Source organism: Pannonibacter phragmitetus, assembly GCF_050510895.1.
GTDB classification, from domain to species: Bacteria; Pseudomonadota; Alphaproteobacteria; order Rhizobiales; family Stappiaceae; genus Pannonibacter; species Pannonibacter phragmitetus_B.
This window is the reverse complement of the sequence record NZ_JBNINT010000001.1, coordinates 2495373-2514403: the sequence shown is the minus strand read 5'-3', so window position 1 is coordinate 2514403 and position 19031 is coordinate 2495373. Positions and strand designations below refer to the sequence as shown.

Genomic DNA, 19031 nt, shown 5'->3' with positions numbered 1-19031 from the left:
GCAATTGTTTGCAGAATCGAACCGGTCCGCGCTGAACTCTCACGTTGAAGTGAAGAGATGAGAGAAGTGGATGGAGGCAAGCGCATTGCGCCCTGTCCCGGCATTTCTCCGGCGCGGCGGGCCCTGAGGGCCCGGCAGCAACGCGGGCCTCGTGGCCCCGCCAGAACGAAAGTGGACGCCATGAGCGAAGACAGCAAGGCGCCGGAAGGCAAGATTCCCGCCGTTTCCGTGTCGGAAGTGGCCAGCGGCTGCTATGCCCTGATGCGGGATGGCTTTCCAACAATTGGCGCCGTGCGCGGCGATGAAGCCATTCTCGTGGTTGACGCCCCGCCTAGCGTTGAGGCTGCGCAGGGCATCACCGAGGCGTTGGAGCGGATCAGCGGCAAGCCGGTGCGCTATCTCGTGCTCACTCATTATCACGCGGGACGCACAGCCGGAGCGCATGCGCTGGAACCGGGCGAAATCCTCGCGTCCGACCTCACCCGGCGTTTGATTGAAGAGCGGGGCGAAGCGAACCTTGAATGCGAGCGCCGCCGTTCGGCTGATGGCGCGCCTGCCGTCAGCAATTCCCTTGTCTGGCCGGGGCTCACCTTTGCTTCCTCCCTGTCGCTGCGGCTCGGCTCGCGCGAAATCCGGCTCATGCATCTGGGGCGCGGACACACCATGGGGGACATTGTGGTCTGGGTGCCGGATTCAGGCACAATCTTTGCCGGTGATCTGCTCAATCCCGGTGGGGTGCCCTATGCTGCCGATGGCCATCTTTCCGACTGGGTGAAGACACTGGAGCGCCTGCGTGCCTTCAGGGCCAATGCCCTTGTTGCAGGCTCTGGCGCGCCCTTGCGCGGGGCGCAGATGGTCAACGATGCCATCACCCGCGCCAAGGAGTTCATCGAGACGTTGCGCGCCTCGGCTGCCGCCTGTGTGGATCAGGGGCTCGACCTCAAGGCCACCAACGACGCGGTGCGTGACGCCATGGATCCGCGCTACGGCAAACTGCCAGGCTATGACAAGGTCATGCCGCTCAACATCGCCCGCGCTTATGATGAAGCCAAGGGCATCGACATGCCGCAGATCTGGACGCCGGAACGCGAACAGATCGCCATCAGCCGCCTCAGCCGTTCCGCTTCCAGCGAGGATGCTGCGTGAGGTGACAGCAATTGCCGGGGAGCGCCCGCCGTTCCCCGTTCTGCTCTTCCGGCGCTATCGTGTCACAGGTAGCGCCGCTTTGCTTATTCCGCTCTTTGGCGCTTTTGCCGCTTGTTTGCCGTGCCTGAACGGTTTCGTTCTGGTGCCTGCATGATGGCGGCCCGCCTGCCGCTCGTCTGAGAGCTGGCTGCTCGGTAGATGCCCTTCTCCCGGTAGCGGGAGGACGCCCGGGTCCCGGTGCCGCAGGGAAGCCATTCTCACCTTCCGGTTCTTCATCGCATTGCCATTCCGGGTGCGCCCCAATGCCCTTCGCCCGGCGGAGGGCTTATTGCCCGCAATTTTTCCCGGCTTTTCAAGGCATTTGGATCGCGCCTCTGCGCGGGGCCATGTCCGTTGAACGGTATTTTGGCGCAATGATGTTTCAGTATATGGAATGATGTGCTATTCAGTAGAACGTAGTGGAGGAGGAAGCCCATGAACAAACTGAAACTCGCGCTTTTTGCGTCTCTGATGGCTGCCAGTGCCCTTGCGCCTGCGGCTGCTGCAACGAAGCTGATTCTGGCGGAAGCTGGCCCGGATCGCGGCCCGAGGGCGGAAGCCACCAAGTGGTTTGCCAAGGAAGTGGAAAGCCGTACGGCCGGGAATGTGACCGTGGAAGTGCATTGGGGAGGTGCGCTGTTCTCGGCAAATTCCGCAGTATCTGCACTGCGCAACGGCGTTGCGGATCTCGGCACCGTCATCGGTGTCTACTTCCCGCAGGACATGCTTGCCTATGATATGGCTGACATTCCCATCCCGAACGAAGACCCCTGGGTCGGCATGCGTGCCGTTGATGACATCATGCGCACCGATCCGAAGGTTCAGGAAAACCTGGCGGAGCAGAACCTCGTTTACGTCGGCACCTTCACCACGTCCGCCGTTCAGGTGGGCTGCAAGGGCAAGACCATCCGCACCCTTGAAGACCTGAAGGGCGTCAAGGTTCGCGGCGTGGGTGCTTACGGCAAGGCCTTCAAGGATCTTGGCGCGGTGCCGGTCGACATGAGTGTCTACGAGGCATATCAGGGCCTGGAAACCGGCCTCCTCGATTGCACACAGACCTATCCCTATCTGGTGAAGGCCTTGAAATTCAACGAGGTCTTCGACAGCTACACCGAGCTGGACTGGGGGCAGGTTGGTGCTCTTGGCGTTTTCATGAACAAGGACAGCTTCGATGCCTTGTCTGAAGCGGATCAGGCAGCCGTCATGGAAGCTGGCAAGGGCATGGCCGATGAATTCGGCAAGCTCCTGATGAAGGCGAACACCGAGTCGGTCGATATCCTGAAGGCCGAAGGCAAGGAAGTTCTGAAGCTCAGCGACGCCGACCATCAGAAGCTTCTGGCTGCCGGTGAGCCCTACATCGCCGAATGGGTCCAGCGTGCGGATGCTGCCGGTCTCGATGGCAAGGGAATGGTCCAGCAATACAAGGACCTCATCAAGCAGTATCGCGCCGAGCGTGACGCCAAGGGTTACCCCTGGGACCGGAAATAACGGTCTGCCGGGCAGGCTTTTGCCTGCCCGCTTGCCCAAAAGGTGATGCGCCGGGCTGAACCGGTGCGTCATCTGTCTGCTCACGGCCTGGGAGGGTGCTGATGAAACTCATAGAACGGATCATGCTTGAGCTGGCGGTTGTCTCCGTCCTCGCACTTGTCGTTCTCATTACGGCGTCGATCATCGCGCGCGGCGTCTTTCATGCGAATGTGCCGGACACCATCATCCTCGTGCGCGAGCTGATGATTCCGTCGATCATGCTGCCCCTCGCAGCTGCCACCGCCAACCGCTCGCATATTGCTGTTACCTTTGTAACGGATGCCATGAGCCCGGCCTGGCGCAGCCGTCTTGTCCTTCTCGGCTGGGTGGTGGCGATGATTGCCGTGATGCCGCTGATCTATGCCGCCTGGCGCGATTTCTCCCACGCCTGGAACCGCAACTCCTTCTATGACGGCGAGCTTCAGCTGCCCCAGTGGCCGATGCGCTTCGTTTTCCTCGCGGGCCTAGCTGCCATGTGGCTGCGGCTGGCGCTCGTCTTTGTTGCCGATCTTCGCGAATACATGAGCACTGGGGCGATCCATGAGGATGCGCATAGCGGCGGGGAGACCCTGTAATGGACGCCTCAACAATCGGCCTCGCTGGCTTTGCCGTCGTCATTCTGCTGCTCGCTGCGCGGGTTCCCATTGCCTTTGTGCTGGCATCGGTCGCAACGGTTGGCACCTTCTTCGTCTACGCCTTCCGCACCGGCGGCTTCACGCCTGAGCGGGCCATCAATCCGACCGCATCCATGGTCATGTCGAGCTTCTTTGACCTCATTCACAGCTACGATCTGTCTATGATCCCGCTGTTCATCGCGCTCGGAAACATTGCCCATCACACGCAGATCACGACACGCATCTATGATGCTGCCAATGTCTGGCTGCGCGGGTTCCGGGGCGGGGTCGGCATTGCATCCGTCACCGGCTGCGCCGCCTTCTCGGCGATCTCGGGTTCCTCGATTGCCTGTGCTTCGACCATGGGCCGGATCTGCGTTCCCGAAATGCGGCGTCTTGGATACGATCCGCGCCTTGCCACTGCTTCTGTGGCCGCAGGCGGCACGCTTGGGTCTCTGATCCCGCCGTCGGTTCTGTTCATCCTCTATGGGATCTTCACGGAAACATCGATCAGCAAGCTGTTTCTCGCAGGGATTTTGCCCGGTCTGCTGAGCCTTCTGGGCTATGTGCTCGTCATCATGTGGTGGGTGCGCCGCGATCCCTCGGCAGCTCCCATTGACCAGACACCGCTGGAGAGAGGCGCCCGCCGCAAGGCAGCACTTCAATCCTGGCCGGCAGTCCTGCTTTTCGCCGTCATCATTGGTGGCATCTATGGCGGCATATTCACGGCCACGGAGGCGGCTGCAGTCAGTGTGGCCCTGACGATCGCCATCGGTTTTCTTCAGCGCACTCTGACCTTCGCCAGCATGTGGTCGGCCATCCGGGAAAGCCTCACGCAGACGGCTTCCATCTTCCTGATTGCGGCCTGTGCCAAGGTCTTCGTGTCCTTCGTGGCGCTGACCGGGTCCGCATCGACCGTTGTAAACCTTGTGACGAGCGCGGATCTGCCCCGCTGGCGCTGATTGCCGTCATTGCGGTCATCTACATCTTCCTGGGAATGTTCCTGGACCCGATCGGCATCATCGTCCTGACTTTGCCCTTTGTCATTCCGGTCATTGACGGCATGCACATGGACCTCATCTGGTTCGGCGTTATTGTCGTCAAGCTGCTTGAAATCGGGCTGATTACGCCGCCGGTGGGTCTCAATGTCTTCGTGATCGGAAATGTCACGGGGCGGGACGTCCGTGTCGATCAGATCTTCGCCGGCATCATGCGGTTCCTGCCGGTCGAGTTCCTCGTTCTGGCGATCCTCATTCTAGTGCCGTGGATCTCCACGGCCCTTCCGAACGGTATGTGACCCATGAAGGACGAAAACGATCCGCGCTTTGCTACCACTCTTGCCCGCGGCCTCTCGGTGCTGCGTGCTTTCCGGATGGGAGAGGATGGCCTTTCAAACGCGGAAATTGCCCAGAGGACCGGCTTGCCGAAGTCCACGGTCTCGCGCCTCACATGGACGCTGGTTCGGCTCGGCTATCTGGTGCAGTCCTCGAATGACGACCGCTTCCGGCCCGGCCCCACGCTGATCGCCGTCGGACAGGTGGCTGGAAGCTCGCTGTCCTTCCTTGTGCCCGCGCATGAACTGATGAGCGAGCTGGCCGATGCCACCGGCACGCTGGTGGTGCTCAGCGTCCGTGATGGTGACAAGCTGGTGCTGATCCGCACATGGCGGCCAAGGGGTGTTTCGTCCATCTGGCTGGAGGTGGGCCAGCGCATTCCGATGCGCCGGACGGCTTCGGCCAGGGCCTACAGTGCTGCGCTTACTTCCGCTGAATTTGAGCAGCTGCTGAACGCGCGGGATTTTCTGAAGCTGAGGAGCTGCACGGCTGGGAGGAGGAGCGCAATCAGGCCCTTTCCGAGCTGGCAGCCAAGGGCTTCGTGCGCACGGCGGGCGGCGCCCAGAGCGGGGTTGCCTATAACGCCGTGTCGGTTCCCTTCCGCCCCAGCGAGCTTGCCGAACCCGTGACCTTTACCTGCGGCGCCCTCCCGGACACCGCAGACCTTGACCGCATCGATACGCAGATCGGCCCGATGCTGAGCGAGGCCGTGCGCCGGCTTGAGCGCATGACTGGCCAGATGAGCAGCCTGATACGAAAGGATCTCCGCCCGTGACCGAGAGCCCCGTTGCCTACGAAAGCGCAGGCGAAATCGGATACATTGCCGTCGACAATCCGCCAGTGAACTCGCTTTCGGCTGCCGTACGTAAAGGGCTGGTCGAGGCGATTGATGCCTTTGCCGCCGATGCTTCTGCAGAGGTGGCTGTTCTTTACTGCAAGGGCCGCACCTTCATCGCCGGCGCCGACATCTCGGAATTCGGCAAACCGATGGTGGAGCCTTACCTGCCGGATGTCATCTCCCGGATCGAGAGTTGCGCAAAGCCGGTGATCGCGGTGCTGCACGGCACGGTGCTGGGTGGCGGACTGGAAGTGGCGCTCGGCGCCCATGGCCGTGTTGCCATGCCCGGCACGCGCATTGGTCTGCCGGAAGTTACGCTTGGTCTGATGCCGGGAGCTGGCGGCTCTGTGCGGCTTCCGCGACTGGCAGGCTTTGCTGCGGCCGTGGATCTCATCACCTCCGGCCGTCAGGCAGGGGCTGACGAAGCGGTTGCGCTCGGCATCATTGATGGCATCCCGGATGCCGTTGATCCGCGGGCAGCAGGAGAGGCGGAAGCGCGCCGCTGGATTGCGGAAAGCCGCAGCCCGCGCCGGATCTCCGGTCTACCCGCACCTCGCCCGGAAGAGGATGAAGTCAAGGCAGCCCGCACCCGGGTTGAGCGGTCTGCCCGTGGGCAGATTGCCCCGGTCCGGGCCTTCAATACGCTTGTTGCGGCACTGGGCATGCCCTTCGCTGAGGCGATGACCTTTGAACGGTCAGCCTTTCTGGATCTGATGAAGACGCCGCAGCGTGCGGCGCTCATTCATGCATTCTTTGCCGAACGCAAGGTGGCGCAGCAGAGTGGCCTTAAGGGCATCGAGCCGCGCCGGATTGCGAAGGTGGGGATTATCGGCGGCGGCACCATGGGGCAGGGCATTGCCGCTTCCGTTCTGAATGCCGGGCTTGATGTCACCGTGATCGAGCGGGACGAGGAGGCTGCGGCGCGGGCTGCTGCCGGTCTTGCAAACATGCAGCAGGGTGCCGTGAAGCGTGGAAAGCTGTCTCCTGAGGCATGCGATCAGATGCTGCGCGAGAAGTTCCGCACCGCAGTTGATTATGCTGCGCTGGCGGACGTCGATCTGGTGATCGAAGCCGTCTTTGAGAGCATGGATGTCAAGCAGGAGATCTTCCGCAAGCTGGATGCCGTGTGCCGTCCGGGGGCAGTGCTGGCCACGAACACATCCTATCTGGATGTGGACGCCATCGCGGCGGTGACGGCCCGCCCCGAAGACGTGATCGGCCTGCATTTCTTCTCGCCCGCCAACATCATGCGCCTTCTTGAAATCGTGGTCGCAGACAAGACCGCGCCGGAGGTTACCGCCACAGCCTTTGCTCTGGCAAAGGCCCTGGGCAAGACAGGCGTCCGCTCGGGCGTCTGTGACGGCTTCATCGGCAACCGGATGATGAACACCTACCGGACCGCCGCCGACCACATGGTCCTCGATGGGGCATCGCCCTACGATATCGACCGGGCACTGGTCCGGTTCGGCTTTGCCATGGGCCCCTATCAGGTGGGCGATCTGGCCGGGCTGGACATCGGATATGCCGCCCGGCAGCGCAGGGCGGCCTCCCGTGACCCGCGTGAGCGGGTGCCGGTGTTCGCCGACCGTCTGGTGGAGGCCGGACGGCTGGGCCGCAAGACGGGCCGTGGCTATTACATCTATGACAGCGAAACGCCGCAAGGCCGTCCAGACCCTGAGCTTGAGGCTCTTCTCACGGAGGTGAGAGCCGGTCAGCCCGGGAATGCCGCCGCCTTCAGCGATGAGGAAATCGTCGCCCGCTATATGGCGGCGATGGTCAACGAAGGGGCGAAGATCCTCGAAGAAGGCATTGCTGCCCGTCCGCTCGATATCGATGTGGTTCTGCTTCACGGCTATGGCTTCCCGCGCTGGAGAGGCGGCCCGATGCATTGGGCTGATGCGGAAGGCCTTGGCGCAATTGCTCAAAACATCACGCGCTTTGCAGAAACGGATGACTTCTTCTGGAAGATCTCGCCGCTTTTTGCGCGGCTTGCCGCCGAAGGGCGCACCTTTGAAACACTGAACACGGGCGAGGGGGCATGATGAGGGAGGCTGTAATTGTTTCGACAGCACGCACCGGGATTGGCAAGGCAGCCCGGGGCAGCCTGAACCTGACACATGGTGCATGGATGGGCGGGGAGACGGCCCGCCATGCGATAGAGCGGGCGAAAATCGATCCGGCGCTGATCGAGGACAGCATCTGGGGCACTGGCTATCCCGAGCACGCCACCGGCGGCAACATTGCCCGGCAGATCGTTCTGCGTGCCGGTTTGCCCGTGACCGTTGCCGGCACCACGGTCAACCGCTTCTGCGCCTCCGGGCTGCAGGCGCTGGCGATGGGTGCGCATATGGTGCGTGCGGAAGGTGCGGGTGCCGTGCTGACTGGCGGACTGGAGTCCATCAGCCTGAACCAGCCGCCTCCGCGCCACTCGCGTGAGGCCTGGCTCGAGGAGCATCACCCTGATCTCTACATGCCCATGATCGACACGGCGGATATCGTCGCATCGCGCTATGGCATCAGCCGAGAGGCGCAGGATGAATATTCACTGCGTAGCCAGCAGAGGATCGCCGCGGCGCAGGCTGCTGGGTTGTTTGCCGAAGAGATCATCCCCCTGAAGGTGACGCGGCGCGTCGCCGACAAGGCAACCGGCGAAACGAAGGACGAGGAGATTGTCTTCGCCAGCGACGAATGCAACCGCCCGTCCACCACGCTTGAGGGGCTTGCTGCACTTCAGCCGGTGAAGGGAGAGGGCAAGTTCATCACGGCGGGCAATGCGTCCCAGCTCTCCGATGGTGCAGCCTCTCTGGTGGTGATGAGCGGCGAGCTTGCTGCCCGTGAAGGCATTGAGCCGCTGGGAGCTTTCCGTGGCTTTGCGGTTGCTGGCTGCGAGCCGGACGAGATGGGCATCGGCCCCGTCTTCGCTGTGCCCCGCCTTCTGGAACGGGCAGGCCTCAGCATTGAGGACATCGGCCTGTGGGAGCTGAACGAAGCCTTCGCCAGCCAGGTTCTCTACTGCCGTGACCGTCTCGGCATTGATCCGGAGAAGCTGAACGTCAATGGCGGTTCCATTGCCATCGGCCACCCCTTCGGCATGAGCGGGGCGCGCATGGCAGGGCACATCCTGCTGGAGGGGCGCCGCCGGAAGGCAAAGTGGGGCGTTGTGACCATGTGCATCGGTGGCGGACAGGGTGCCGCCGGCCTGATTGAAATCTTTTGAGCCGGGATAACCATGGATATGACCTTTTCGCCTGAAGATCAGGCTTTCCGCGCCGAAGTGCGCCAGTTTCTCAAGGACCGTCTGCCTGCGCGGCTTTCGGAAAAGGTGCGCCTGCAGAAGGAGCTCACCAAGGCCGAGATCGAGGAATGGCATGCCATTCTGAATGAAAAGGGCTGGCTGGCCGGTGTCTGGCCGAAGGAGTTTGGCGGTGCAGGCTGGACAGCGTTCCAGCGCCATATCTTCGAGGAAGAAAGCGCCACGGCCTATGCGCCCCGCATTCTGCCCTTCGGCATCATGATGCTCGGGCCGGTTCTTCAGAAGTTCGGCTCGAAGGCGCAGCAGGACTACTTCCTGCCGCGCATCCTCAATGGTCAGGACTGGTGGTGCCAGGGCTATTCCGAGCCGGGCGCCGGGTCCGATCTTGCGTCTCTCAAGACAAGCGCCGTGCGGGATGGCGATCACTATGTGGTCAACGGCCAGAAGACCTGGACGACCCTTGGCCAGCACGCCAACTGGATCTTCTGTCTGGTGCGCACGAAGGCTGACGGCAAGCCGCAGGAAGGGATCAGCTTCCTTCTGATCGACATGAATACACCGGGCATCACCGTGCGCCCGATCGTGCTTCTGGATGGCACGCCGGAGGTCAACGAGGTCTTCTTCGATAATGTGCGTGTGCCGGTGGCCAATCTGGTTGGCACGGAGAACGAGGGCTGGACCTACGCCAAGTATCTGCTGACCCACGAGCGGACGAACATTGCCGGTGTCGGTTTTGCCACCGCTGGCCTTGCCTCGCTGAAGCGCATGGCCAGGGCTCAGGTGGCCAACGGCAAGCCGCTGCTGGAAAATCCGCTGTTCGCCGCAAGGATTGCGGAAGTCGAAATTGATCTCATGGCCATGGCAACGACGAACCTGCGCATGCTGGCGCAGGCCGCTGCGGGGCAGGCGCCGGGGCCGCAGAGCTCCATGCTGAAGCTCAAGGGCACGCAGATCCGCCAGACCATCAATGACCTGACCCGCCGGGCCGCTGGTCCGTGGGCGCTTGCTTTCCCTCCGAGGGGCTGGGCAACGAGGAAGCCGCACCCGGGCCGGAAGAAGCGGCTGCGGCAACCCGCGCATATCTCAACAACCGCAAGCTTTCGATCTACGGCGGATCAAGCGAGGTCCAGCGGACGATCATCGCCAAGCAGATTCTGGGCTTGTGAGGGGGCTGTCATGAATTTCGAATTTACCGAAGAACAGACAATGCTTGGCGAAAGCCTTGCCCGAACGCTTCAGCGCGGCAGTGATCTTAATGCGCTGCTGGAGCTTGGCGTCGGGGCTGCCCTTCTGCGGGAAGAGCACGGCGGATTTGGCGGGCTTGGTCCCGATATTCTGCAGGTCTTTTCCACGCTTGGCCGCGCCGCTGCCGTGATGCCCTTTCTGGACAGTCTGGTTCTGGGGGCTGGCATTCTTGCGGAAGCTGGCGAGACGGAGCTTGCCGAGGCTGCGGCCTCCGGCGAAATCCGGCTTGCGGTGGCGCTTGATGAGCCCGGCACCCGCTACGACGGCACGGTGAAAACCTCAGTGCAGGATGGCAAGCTGAGCGGCGAAAAATCTCTGGTTGCCGGAGCTGATACGGCGACACATTTCATTGTCAGCGCGGTGGATGGGCTTTACCTGATCGAAGCTCAGGCGGACGGTGTTTCTTCACGCGCATACCCGTTGATGGACGGCGGGCGGGCAGCCGAGATCAGCTTCGCGGCCACTCCGGCCCGCCGGATCGGAGGTCCGGAGCTTCTGGCCCGCCCTCAGGCTGCGGCGATCCTGGCTGTGTGTGCCGATGCGCTGGGCGTGATGGAGCGCACGGTGGATCTGACGATCGACTACCTCAAGACCCGCAAGCAGTTCGGCCGGCCGATTGGCTCCTTCCAGGCGTTGCAACACCGCTTTGCCGATGTGATCACCGAAGTGGAACAGGCCCGTTCTGCGGTCTGGAATCTGGCCGGGCATCTCGACAGTGCAGACCGGGACCGGCAGGTGGCCGCCACCAAGGTTCTGGTTGGCAAGGTGGCGCGGCTGGTTGCCGAAGAGGCGGTGCAGCTTCACGGCGGCATCGGCATGACCGAAGAGTATGAACTTGCCTCTCTGGTGCGCCGCCTGCTGGCCGCAGATGCCCGCTTTGGTGACAGTGACGTCCATCTGGAGCGCTTCATCGCGTTGTCTGCCGCATGACACTGCGTGGCGAAAGCTCCCGGCTGATCACGGAGGAAACCGGCAGCCAGCGGCTGATCGGCTATACGCTGGAGGTTGGCCATCCTGATGGTGGAGCCCGCTGCCGCCTGATCGTGGATGAGCGGCATGTCAACCGCCAGAACACCCTTCACGGCGGCATCGCCACGCTGCTTCTGGACAATGCCTGTGCGGTGTCGGCCAGCCTGACTGTGGATGATACCGGCCGCCAGCCCTTCACGACCCTGTCGCTCAATGTGAACTTCCTTGCAGCCGGGCACATGGGTGGCGTCACGGCCATTGGCCGGGTCACTGGCGGGGGACGGAAGATCATCTTCGCCAGCGCCGAACTGTTTCATGACGATGGCACGCTCATCGCAACCGCTTCTGGGGTGTTCAAGCGTGCGCCTGTTCCCCCGCCGGAAGCGGCGAAGGCGGCGCAGCCGGTGCCTGACGGTGTCTGACAGCGTTCCGGGCGGGGGAGGACCCAGCCCGGAGCAATTGGGATTACCTAGACCTAGCAAAAGGGACGCAGCTGGCCCGCCAGAATGGCCATCGGTGGTCCGGGAGGAACTTCATGTCTTTCAGCCGTATCCATCAACCGCTTGACGTCCATCTCGCTGCCCGGCCCGAGGCCATCGCCTTCCGTGACTTCGATGGGAGCAGCATAGCCTACGGCGCCCTCAACGAAGCGGTAGATGCCATGGCCTCCGAACTTTCCGGCCTTGGGATTCAGGCTGGCGACAGGCTGCTCATTCTGGCTGAAAACTGCGCGGCACTGGTCGGCCTCGTCATGGCCGCTTCCAGACTCAACGCGATTGCCGTCCCCGTGAATGCGCGCATGACCAGCCACGAGCTGCAGCGCATTGCCCCGCATGCGGACCCGAAGCTGACCGTCTATCTCTCCAACGTGTCGCCTGATGCAGCCGCTCATGCGGCGGAGGCGGGCGCGCGGTCCTGGCGGACCGCCCTTGGCGCACTTGAAATTTCCGGTCCTTTCCCGGACGCCGTTCCCGAGCCTGTCCGTCCCGGCCGGGAAGCGGTGGCGGTGATCCTCTACACCACCGGCACGACAGGCACGCCCAAAGGCGTCATGCTCACTCATTCCAATCTGCTGTTCGGCGGTGAAACCTCCGTGCGCATGCGCAAGATTGTGAGCGAAGACCTGATCCTCGGCGTTCTGCCCATGACCCATGTTTTCGGCCTGACGTCGATGATGATCGCAAGCGTCGTCGCTGGTGCCAGTCTCTGGCTCTTCCCGCGCTTCAACGCGGCTACCGTGCTCGAGGCGCTGAATTCCGGAGTCACCGTGATGCCGGCAGTGCCGCAGATCCATGCACTGGTTATGGCTGAAGCGGACAAGCAAGGCCTGGCGCAACTGCCCACGAAGACCTTGCGCTACGTTTCCTCCGGCGCCGCGCCGCTCGATCCTGACTGGAAGCGCCGGGCGGAGCATTTCTACGGCTGCGCCCTGCAGAACGGCTATGGAATGACCGAAACGACGGCGGGTGTGACCCTGACCGTCAATCCGCGTGGTGTGGCCGATGTCAGCGTCGGCCCTGCGCTGCCCGGCGTGGAATTGAAACTGCGCAATCCGGGCAGCGACGGGGTGGGCGAAATCCTGACACGCGGCCCGCATGTGATGCCCGGCTATTTCCGCAACCCGGCGGAAACGGCAGCCGTTTTTGACGAAGAGGGCTTTCTGCGCACCGGCGATCTGGGCCGCATTGATGACGAGGGCAATCTCCACATTGCCGGGCGCGCCCGCGAGCTGATCATCCGGGGCGGCTTCAACGTTTATCCGCCGGAGGTGGAGAGCGCGCTGAACGATCATCCGGGCGTGCTGCAATGTGCTGTTGTTGGCCGCACGGTGAGTGGCGGCAATGAGGAGGTTCTTGCCTTCTGTCAGGTCCGCGATGCTGCGGCGCTGACCGAAAAGGAACTGCATGACCATGCCGCCAGCCGCCTCTCGCCCTACAAGGTGCCCTCCCGCATCATCATCACCAACGCCCTGCCTGCCGCACCGACGGGCAAGATCCTGAAGAACAAGCTGATTGAAACCTTCAGGCAGGATCTCGACTGAGGAGGAAGGGCCCAGCGGCGAACGGCAGAAACGCCGCCGCACCCGCAAGAAAAAGCCGCACGCTTCTCATTCTCCGGTCATCAGCCGGTAGCCGACGCCGGGTTCCGTGCGCAGGATGGCGGGGGCGGCCGGGTCGCGCTCGATCTTCTGGCGCAACTGGCCGATGAAGACGCGCAGATACTGCAGGTCATCCCCGTGTGCCGGGCCCCAGACGGAGGTCAGCAGGATGCGATGGGTGACGACGCGCCCGGCATGGCGGGAGAGCAGGGCAAGCAGGTCATATTCCTTCGGTGTCAGCCGGATCTCGCCGCCATCACGCGAGACAGTGCGGCGGATGGTATCGATCACAAGCCCGTCCGTCTCCAGCACCTGCGGCAAGGCTTCGGTCTGCCCCCGGTGGCGCAGGGCGGTGCGGATGCGGGCAGTCAGCTCGCCGATGCCGAAGGGCTTTTCGATGTAGTCGTCGGCGCCCAGGTCCAGCGCGGCGATCTTCTCGCTCTCCCGGTCGCGGGCGGAGAGGATAAGGATCGGCAGGGTGCTCCAGCCGCGCAGGCTGGCGATCACGTCCTTGCCGTCCATGTCCGGCAGGCCGAGATCAAGGATGACAAGATCAGGCGCGGCGGTTGCCACCGCCTTCAAGGCGTCGCCGCCGGTTGCCGCTTCCACAACGTCATAGCCCGCAGCCGTTAGCGCAGGCTTGAGGAACCGCTGGATCTGCGGCTCATCGTCAACGACAAGGATGCGTGCGCCGGAGGACTGTCCTGTCATTCTGGCAATTTTCCTTCCTCTGCGGGGCCGGCGGGAAAGCGCATGACCAGCCGTGTTCCCTTGCGCCGGATGGCCGGGCTCTCGGCATGAATGCGCCCACCCATGGCTTCCACGAAACCGCGTGCGATGGCAAGGCCAAGCCCGGTGCCGGGCGCCCGGCCATCTGCCTTGCCGCGCCGGTAGAACTTCTCGAACACCCGCTCAAGATCCTCCGGCGGAATCCCCTTGCCCAGATCTGTGACGGATATGAGCACGTCCTCCCCGTCCTGCCTTGCATAAACGTTTACCGGCTCCTGCCCGCCATACTTGATGGCATTGTCCAGCAGGTTGAACAGCACCTGACCTAGCAGCACGCTGTCGCCGCGGATCAGCGGCAGGCCGGGGGCTATGCCGGTGTCAATCGCCCGGCCGGGGAAGTAGCGCCTTGCCCGCTCGACGGAGGACTGGATCACGTCCGTCACGTCCAGCCATTCCTGCCGTGGCTCAAGGCTGCCCGCCTCGATCCTCGTCATGTCCAGCAGGTTGGCGACGAAGCGGCTCATGCGGCTGCTTTCCTCCTCGATGGATTGCAGCAGGTCATCCTGACTTTCCGGGCTCATGCGCCGGCCAAGCTGGCGCAGGCTTGTGACGGAGCCTGTGATCGTTGCCAGAGGTGTCCGCAGGTCATGCGAGATGGAAGACAGCAGCGCATCGCGGTAGCGCTCGCTCTCCTGCCGTGCGGTCTGGGCGGCGCTGGCTTCCGACAGGCGGGCCCGGTCGATGGCGATGGCTGTCTGGTCGAGAATGGCCGACAGCGCCCGTTCCTCATTGATGCCAATGCGCTCGCCTGTCTGCTCCACACCGCAAACGCCCACTGGACCGTGAGGGCTGAGCAGGGGGCGGAACTCGAAGCGGCAGTTGGGCAAGGTGCCTGTGCCGTGTCCGGCGCGCTCCTCCTTGTCCAGCGCCCAGCGGGCAGCGGTGAGGGCTGTTACGTCCAGCTCCGTATCCGGTGGCCAGGCCCCGGCGATACGCAGATCTCCGTTCTCTGGCACCAGCATGACGATGTTGCGCTTCAGACTGGCCTGCAACTGCGAGACAGATGCCCAGATCACATCCTCGGCCTTTTCCGTGCCAGACAGCTTGCGTGAAAAATCATAGAGCGCCTGAAGCGCAGTCGCCCGCTTGCGCGCCGTCTCCGCCTGTTCGCGGATACGCGAAGCAAAGCCGCCCGCAATCACGGCCACGCAAAAGAACACGAAGAACGAAAACACCTCGTGCGGCGCAGCGATGGTGAAGGTGTGGCGCGGATTGATGAAGAAGAAATTGTAGCAGAGCGCCGAAAATATCACTGCCAGCAAGGCTGCCGTATAGCCTGAGGTGACGGCTGCCCCCAGAACCGCCAGCAGGAACAGCAGCGAAATGTTGGGCAGGTGCACGAAGAGATCGATTAACTGACCGAAGGCCGTGACGCCTGCGGCAAACAGCAGGGCGGTTGCCGCAGCATGCGGCAGGTCCTTCCAGGAAAAACGCGGACGCCATGCGATGGGGCGCAGTGTTTCCTTGCGCTCGGGGGTTACCAGATGCAGGCCAATGCCAGAAGCGCGGCGGGAGAGAGCCTCGGGCAGGGAGGGTGTGAAAAAGCGCCGCCAGTCCCGGTTCTTGCGCACGCCGATGACGATCTGCGTTGCATGCTCCCGCCTTGCAAGGCGCAGGATTTCCTCAACGAAATCGGTGCCGATGATGCGCCGGGTTTCTGCGCCTAATTGCTCTGCCAGATGCAGGATATGTTCGATGCGGGCCAGATCCGGGCTGGTCTCTGCTTCCCGGTCGGCACGCTCCACCGAAACCGCCATCCACGGTGCGTTGAGGCCAGAGGCGAGGCGGCTGGCCACCCGGACGACCTTCTCCGAAAGGTCATCCGGCCCCACGCAAACGATCAGCCTTTCGCTCGTGGCCCAGGGCCCTTCGATGGCATGCTGCTTGAGAAAATCGACCATCTGGTCATCGACGCGGCCAGCCGTCCGCCGCAAGGCCAGCTCGCGCAGCGCGGTGAGGTTGCCAACCCGGAAGAACCGTTCGGTCGCCCGGCGGGCATTGTCCGGCAGGTAGACCTTGCCCTCTTGCAGACGCTCGATCAGCTCGGCAGGCGTCAGATCAACAAGGATCACCTCGTCCGCCCGTTTCAGCACCACATCCGGCACACGCTCGCGCACGGTTACGCCGGTGATCTGCGTCACCAGGTCTGCCAGGCTTTCCAGATGCTGGATGTTGAGCGCGGTCCACACATCAATGCCGGCGCCGGTCAGTTCCTCGATGTCCTGATAGCGTTTCGGATGGCGGCTGCCCTCCGGGTTGGAGTGGGCCAATTCATCGACGATCAGAATGCGCGGACGGCGCACAAGGGCGCCGTCCAGATCAAAGGCTTCCAGCATCCGTCCGCGGTGCAGCACCCGCTTGCGCGGCAGGACATTCAGCCCGTCCAGCAAGGCAGCGGTTTCGCTGCGCCCATGGGTTTCGACGACCCCAACTGCGACTTCGATGCCATCGGCCTTGAGGCGTTGCGCGCGGCTCAGCATGGCGAAGGTCTTGCCGACGCCTGGCGCTGCCCCGAGGAAGACCCTCAGCTTGCCCCTCCGGTCCTTGTCCGCAAGGGCGAGCAGGGCATCCGGATCGGGCCTGCGGTCTTCCTCGGCCATGCGGCTCACTCCTTGAGGCTGTCGAGCGCCAGATTAAGCGCCAGCACGTTTACACGAGGTTCCCCGAAGACGCCAAGCATCGGCTCTTCCGTGTGCTCGCGCAGCAGGGTTCTGACCTTCGCCTCGGCAAGGCCGCGTGCCTGAGCAACGCGTGGCACCTGTGCCAGCGCGAAAGCGGGCGAGATATGCGGGTCAAGGCCGGAGCCCGAGGCCATAAGAGCGTCTGCGGGCAGGGGCGCCCTCAAGCCGCTGGCGGTGAGCCTTGCAGCCTCTGCCTCCACACGCGCCTTGAGGGCGGCGGAGGTGGTGCCGAGGTTCGAGCCGGACGAGGCGCCTGCGTTGTAAGGCGTGTCCGGAGTTGCGGAAGGACGGGACCAGAAGTGGCGCGGATCGCTGAAGGCCTGACCGATGTAGAGCGAGCCTGCGGGCTTCCCGTCCTGCTCGATCAAGCTGCCGTTGGCTGCCCCCGGCATCAGAACCTGCGCGGCTCCGGTGATGGCGAGCGGATAGGCCAGTCCGGTCAGGACGGTCATGGCGAGAGTGAGCACGATGGCGGGTCTGAGATGGTTCAGCATAGGGTTACACCAGATTGAGAGCGCTGACGGCCATGTCGATCAGCTTGATGCCTGCGAAAGGCAGGATCAGGCCGCCAAGGCCATAGAGGGCAAGGTTCCGCCGCAGCAGGGAGGCCGCGCCTGCCGGACGGTAGGCAACGCCCTTCAGCGCCAGCGGGATCAGTGCCACGATGATCAGTGCGTTGAAGATAACCGCCGACAGGATGGCCGAGCGCGGCGAGGCCAGGTCCATGATGTTGAGGCTGCCAAGCGCCGGATAGGCGGCGATGAACAGCGCCGGGATGATGGCGAAGTATTTGGCCACATCATTGGCGATGGAGAAGGTGGTCAGCGAGCCGCGTGTCATGAGCAGCTGTTTGCCGATCTCCACGATCTCGATGAGCTTGGTGGGGCTGGAGTCCAGATCCACCATGTTGGCAGCTTCGCGGGCTGCCTGGGTGCCGGTCTGCATGGCAACACCCACGTCTGCCTGCGCAAGGGCAGGGGCATCGTTGGTGCCGTCGCCGCACATGGCGATCAGGCGCCCGCCTTGCTGCTCGCGGCGGATATACGCCAGCTTGTCTTCGGGCGTTGCGCTGGCCAGAAAGTCATCGACGCCGGCTTCCGAGGCGATTGCAGCGGCTGTGACCGGATTGTCGCCGGTGACCATGACCGTGCGGATGCCCATGGCGCGCAGGGCGGCAAACCGCTCCTTGATGCCGGGCTTGACGACGTCCTTGAGGTGGATGACGCCGAGCAGCCGCTTACCATCAGCCACAGCCAGCGGGGTGCCGCCGCTGCGGGCGATCAGGTCCACGGCGCGGGAGAACTCTGCCGGAGCCGTTGCCGCCGTGAGGCCAGCGAAGGCCAGCACCGCATCCACCGCCCCTTGCGCAGGCGGCGCTCTCCCATGTCCACGCCGGACAGGCGCGTCTCGGCGGAGAAAGCGATGACGGCATCAGGCGTTACCCGCGGCAGGGCGATGCCGAAGTCACCGGTGGCGAGGGCAACGATGGAGCGGCCTTCCGGCGTTTCGTCGGAAAGGCTGGCCAGAAGCGCCGCTTCCGCCAGTTCGGGAATGCTGACGCCGGGAGCAGCGGCAAAATCGCTGGCCATGCGGTTGCCGAAGGTGATCGTGCCGGTCTTGTCGAGCAGCAGCGTATCCACGTCGCCTGCGGCCTCAACTGCACGGCCCGAGGTGGCAATGACGTTGAAGCGCACCAGCCGGTCCATGCCGGCAATGCCGATGGCTGACAGCAGCCCACCGATGGTGGTGGGGATCAGCGTTACCAGCAGGGCCGCCAGCACGGTGACGGAAATGACCGCGCCGGAATAGGCGGCAAGGCCCCAGATGGCGGTGCAGACAAAGAGGAAAATCAGCGTCAGGCCAGACAGCAGGATCGACAGGGCTATCTCGTTCGGCGTCTTCTGGCGCTGGGCGCCTTCAATGAGGGCGATCATCCGGTCCACGAAGCTGGAGCCGGGCGCCACGGTTATGCGCACACGGATCTCGTCGGACAGCACCTCCGTGCCGCCTGTCACCGCCGAGCGGTCGCCGCCCGATTCACGGATGACAGGGGCTGATTCACCGGTGATGGCACTTTCGTTGACCGTGGCAACGCCCTCGATCACCTCGCCATCGCCTGGGATCAGCTCCCCGGCTGCCGCCAGCACCTCGTCACCTACGGACAGGCTGGCGGCGGGGATGCTCTCCGTACTGCCGTCCGGCAGGAGGCGGCGGGCGGTGAGTTCGGACTTGGTGCGCTTCAGGCTATCGGCCTGCGCCCGCCCGCGTCCTTCGGCTACAGCCTCTGCGAAGGTGGCAAACAGCACCGTGAACCACAGCCATGCGGCAATCTGGCCGGAGAAGACGGTGTCTTCCGCTCCCAGCGCCAGATCACGGGCGAACAGCACGGTCACCAGTGCCGCCACCACTTCGGTGACGAAGATGACCGGATTGCGCACCAGCTGGCGCGGGTCCAGCTTCACGACCGCATCACGCAAGGCGGGAAGCAGAATTGCGGG

At 63.5% G+C, this 19031-nt stretch carries 13 protein-coding genes and 3 pseudogenes; 12 read left to right on the top strand and 4 right to left on the bottom strand.

The genetic code is table 11. The features are described from left to right. The first annotated feature begins 180 nt into the window (after positions 1–180). From ACQB61_RS11910 to ACQB61_RS11855, 12 genes and pseudogenes are all read left to right on the top strand, one after another. Positions 181–1146, top strand: a complete 966-nt coding sequence (locus ACQB61_RS11910) for an MBL fold metallo-hydrolase (RefSeq protein ID WP_430512776.1) — start codon at positions 181–183, stop codon at positions 1144–1146. Between the two features lie 474 nt (positions 1147–1620). Next, the gene (locus ACQB61_RS11905) at positions 1621–2673 is read left to right on the top strand and encodes a C4-dicarboxylate TRAP transporter substrate-binding protein (protein WP_430512775.1); all 1053 of its coding nucleotides are present in this window, start codon (positions 1621–1623) and stop codon (positions 2671–2673) included. Positions 2674–2774: 101 nt separating this feature from the next. Beyond that, positions 2775–3287: a TRAP transporter small permease gene (locus tag ACQB61_RS11900; protein WP_430512774.1), complete on the top strand. Its 513-nt coding sequence runs from the start codon at positions 2775–2777 to the stop codon at positions 3285–3287. After that, positions 3287–4623 (top strand): annotated as a pseudogene (locus tag ACQB61_RS11895) (TRAP transporter large permease). Before ACQB61_RS11900 ends, ACQB61_RS11895 begins: the two are co-directional and overlap by 1 nt. Before the next feature lie 3 nt (positions 4624–4626). Next, positions 4627–5289: an IclR family transcriptional regulator gene (locus ACQB61_RS11890; protein WP_430512773.1), complete on the top strand. Its 663-nt coding sequence runs from the start codon at positions 4627–4629 to the stop codon at positions 5287–5289. Next, on the top strand, positions 5286–5435 hold the full coding sequence (locus ACQB61_RS11885; RefSeq protein WP_430512772.1) for a hypothetical protein: 150 nt from the start codon (positions 5286–5288) through the stop codon (positions 5433–5435). Before ACQB61_RS11890 ends, ACQB61_RS11885 begins: the two co-directional genes overlap by 4 nt. Continuing rightward, complete coding sequence (locus ACQB61_RS11880) at positions 5432–7540, top strand: 3-hydroxyacyl-CoA dehydrogenase NAD-binding domain-containing protein (protein WP_430512771.1); 2109 nt, start codon at positions 5432–5434, stop codon at positions 7538–7540. The genes ACQB61_RS11885 and ACQB61_RS11880 overlap by 4 nt, the downstream gene beginning before the upstream one ends. Continuing rightward, positions 7540–8715 (top strand): acetyl-CoA C-acyltransferase, encoded by a 1176-nt coding sequence (locus ACQB61_RS11875; RefSeq protein WP_430514360.1) that lies wholly within the window; start codon positions 7540–7542, stop codon positions 8713–8715. The genes ACQB61_RS11880 and ACQB61_RS11875 overlap by 1 nt, the downstream gene beginning before the upstream one ends. A gap of 12 nt (positions 8716–8727) precedes the next feature. Beyond that, positions 8728–9917: pseudogene (locus tag ACQB61_RS11870) on the top strand (acyl-CoA dehydrogenase family protein). Between the two features lie 10 nt (positions 9918–9927). Further along, on the top strand, positions 9928–10926 hold the full coding sequence (locus ACQB61_RS11865; RefSeq protein WP_430512770.1) for an acyl-CoA dehydrogenase family protein: 999 nt from the start codon (positions 9928–9930) through the stop codon (positions 10924–10926). Beyond that, positions 10923–11387 (top strand): PaaI family thioesterase, encoded by a 465-nt coding sequence (locus tag ACQB61_RS11860; protein ID WP_430512769.1) that lies wholly within the window; start codon positions 10923–10925, stop codon positions 11385–11387. The genes ACQB61_RS11865 and ACQB61_RS11860 overlap by 4 nt, the downstream gene beginning before the upstream one ends. A gap of 113 nt (positions 11388–11500) precedes the next feature. Then, on the top strand, positions 11501–13006 hold the full coding sequence (locus ACQB61_RS11855) for a class I adenylate-forming enzyme family protein (RefSeq protein ID WP_430512768.1): 1506 nt from the start codon (positions 11501–11503) through the stop codon (positions 13004–13006). Between the two features lie 66 nt (positions 13007–13072). Here ACQB61_RS11855 and ACQB61_RS11850 read toward each other — a convergent pair whose 3' ends face one another. The 4 genes and pseudogenes from ACQB61_RS11850 to kdpB form a co-directional block, all read right to left on the bottom strand. Continuing rightward, on the bottom strand, positions 13073–13774 hold the full coding sequence (locus ACQB61_RS11850; RefSeq protein WP_430512767.1) for a response regulator: 702 nt from the start codon (positions 13772–13774) through the stop codon (positions 13073–13075). Next, positions 13771–16452, bottom strand: coding sequence for an ATP-binding protein (locus tag ACQB61_RS11845; RefSeq protein WP_430512766.1), 2682 nt, complete (start codon positions 16450–16452; stop codon positions 13771–13773). Before ACQB61_RS11845 ends, ACQB61_RS11850 begins: the two co-directional genes overlap by 4 nt. 5 nt (positions 16453–16457) lie before the next feature. Continuing rightward, positions 16458–17027 carry a potassium-transporting ATPase subunit KdpC gene (gene kdpC / locus ACQB61_RS11840; protein WP_430512765.1) on the bottom strand — a complete coding sequence of 190 codons (570 nt, stop codon included), beginning with the start codon at positions 17025–17027 and terminating at the stop codon, positions 16458–16460. A 4-nt stretch (positions 17028–17031) separates the two neighbouring features. Continuing rightward, positions 17032–19025, bottom strand: a pseudogene (kdpB, locus tag ACQB61_RS11835) (potassium-transporting ATPase subunit KdpB). Between the last annotated feature and the right edge of the window lie 6 nt (positions 19026–19031).

Coding starts and splice junctions, on each gene's coding strand:
- ACQB61_RS11900 (WP_430512774.1), top strand. CDS start 2,775: ATGAAACTCATAGAACGGATCATGCTTGAGCTGGCGGTTGTCTCCGTC.
- ACQB61_RS11865 (WP_430512770.1), top strand. CDS start 9,928: ATGAATTTCGAATTTACCGAAGAACAGACAATGCTTGGCGAAAGCCTT.
- ACQB61_RS11890 (WP_430512773.1), top strand. CDS start 4,627: ATGAAGGACGAAAACGATCCGCGCTTTGCTACCACTCTTGCCCGCGGC.
- ACQB61_RS11910 (WP_430512776.1), top strand. CDS start 181: ATGAGCGAAGACAGCAAGGCGCCGGAAGGCAAGATTCCCGCCGTTTCC.
- kdpC (WP_430512765.1), bottom strand. CDS start 17,027: ATGCTGAACCATCTCAGACCCGCCATCGTGCTCACTCTCGCCATGACC.
- ACQB61_RS11850 (WP_430512767.1), bottom strand. CDS start 13,774: ATGACAGGACAGTCCTCCGGCGCACGCATCCTTGTCGTTGACGATGAG.
- ACQB61_RS11855 (WP_430512768.1), top strand. CDS start 11,501: ATGTCTTTCAGCCGTATCCATCAACCGCTTGACGTCCATCTCGCTGCC.
- ACQB61_RS11875 (WP_430514360.1), top strand. CDS start 7,540: ATGAGGGAGGCTGTAATTGTTTCGACAGCACGCACCGGGATTGGCAAG.
- ACQB61_RS11860 (WP_430512769.1), top strand. CDS start 10,923: ATGACACTGCGTGGCGAAAGCTCCCGGCTGATCACGGAGGAAACCGGC.
- ACQB61_RS11845 (WP_430512766.1), bottom strand. CDS start 16,452: ATGGCCGAGGAAGACCGCAGGCCCGATCCGGATGCCCTGCTCGCCCTT.
- ACQB61_RS11905 (WP_430512775.1), top strand. CDS start 1,621: ATGAACAAACTGAAACTCGCGCTTTTTGCGTCTCTGATGGCTGCCAGT.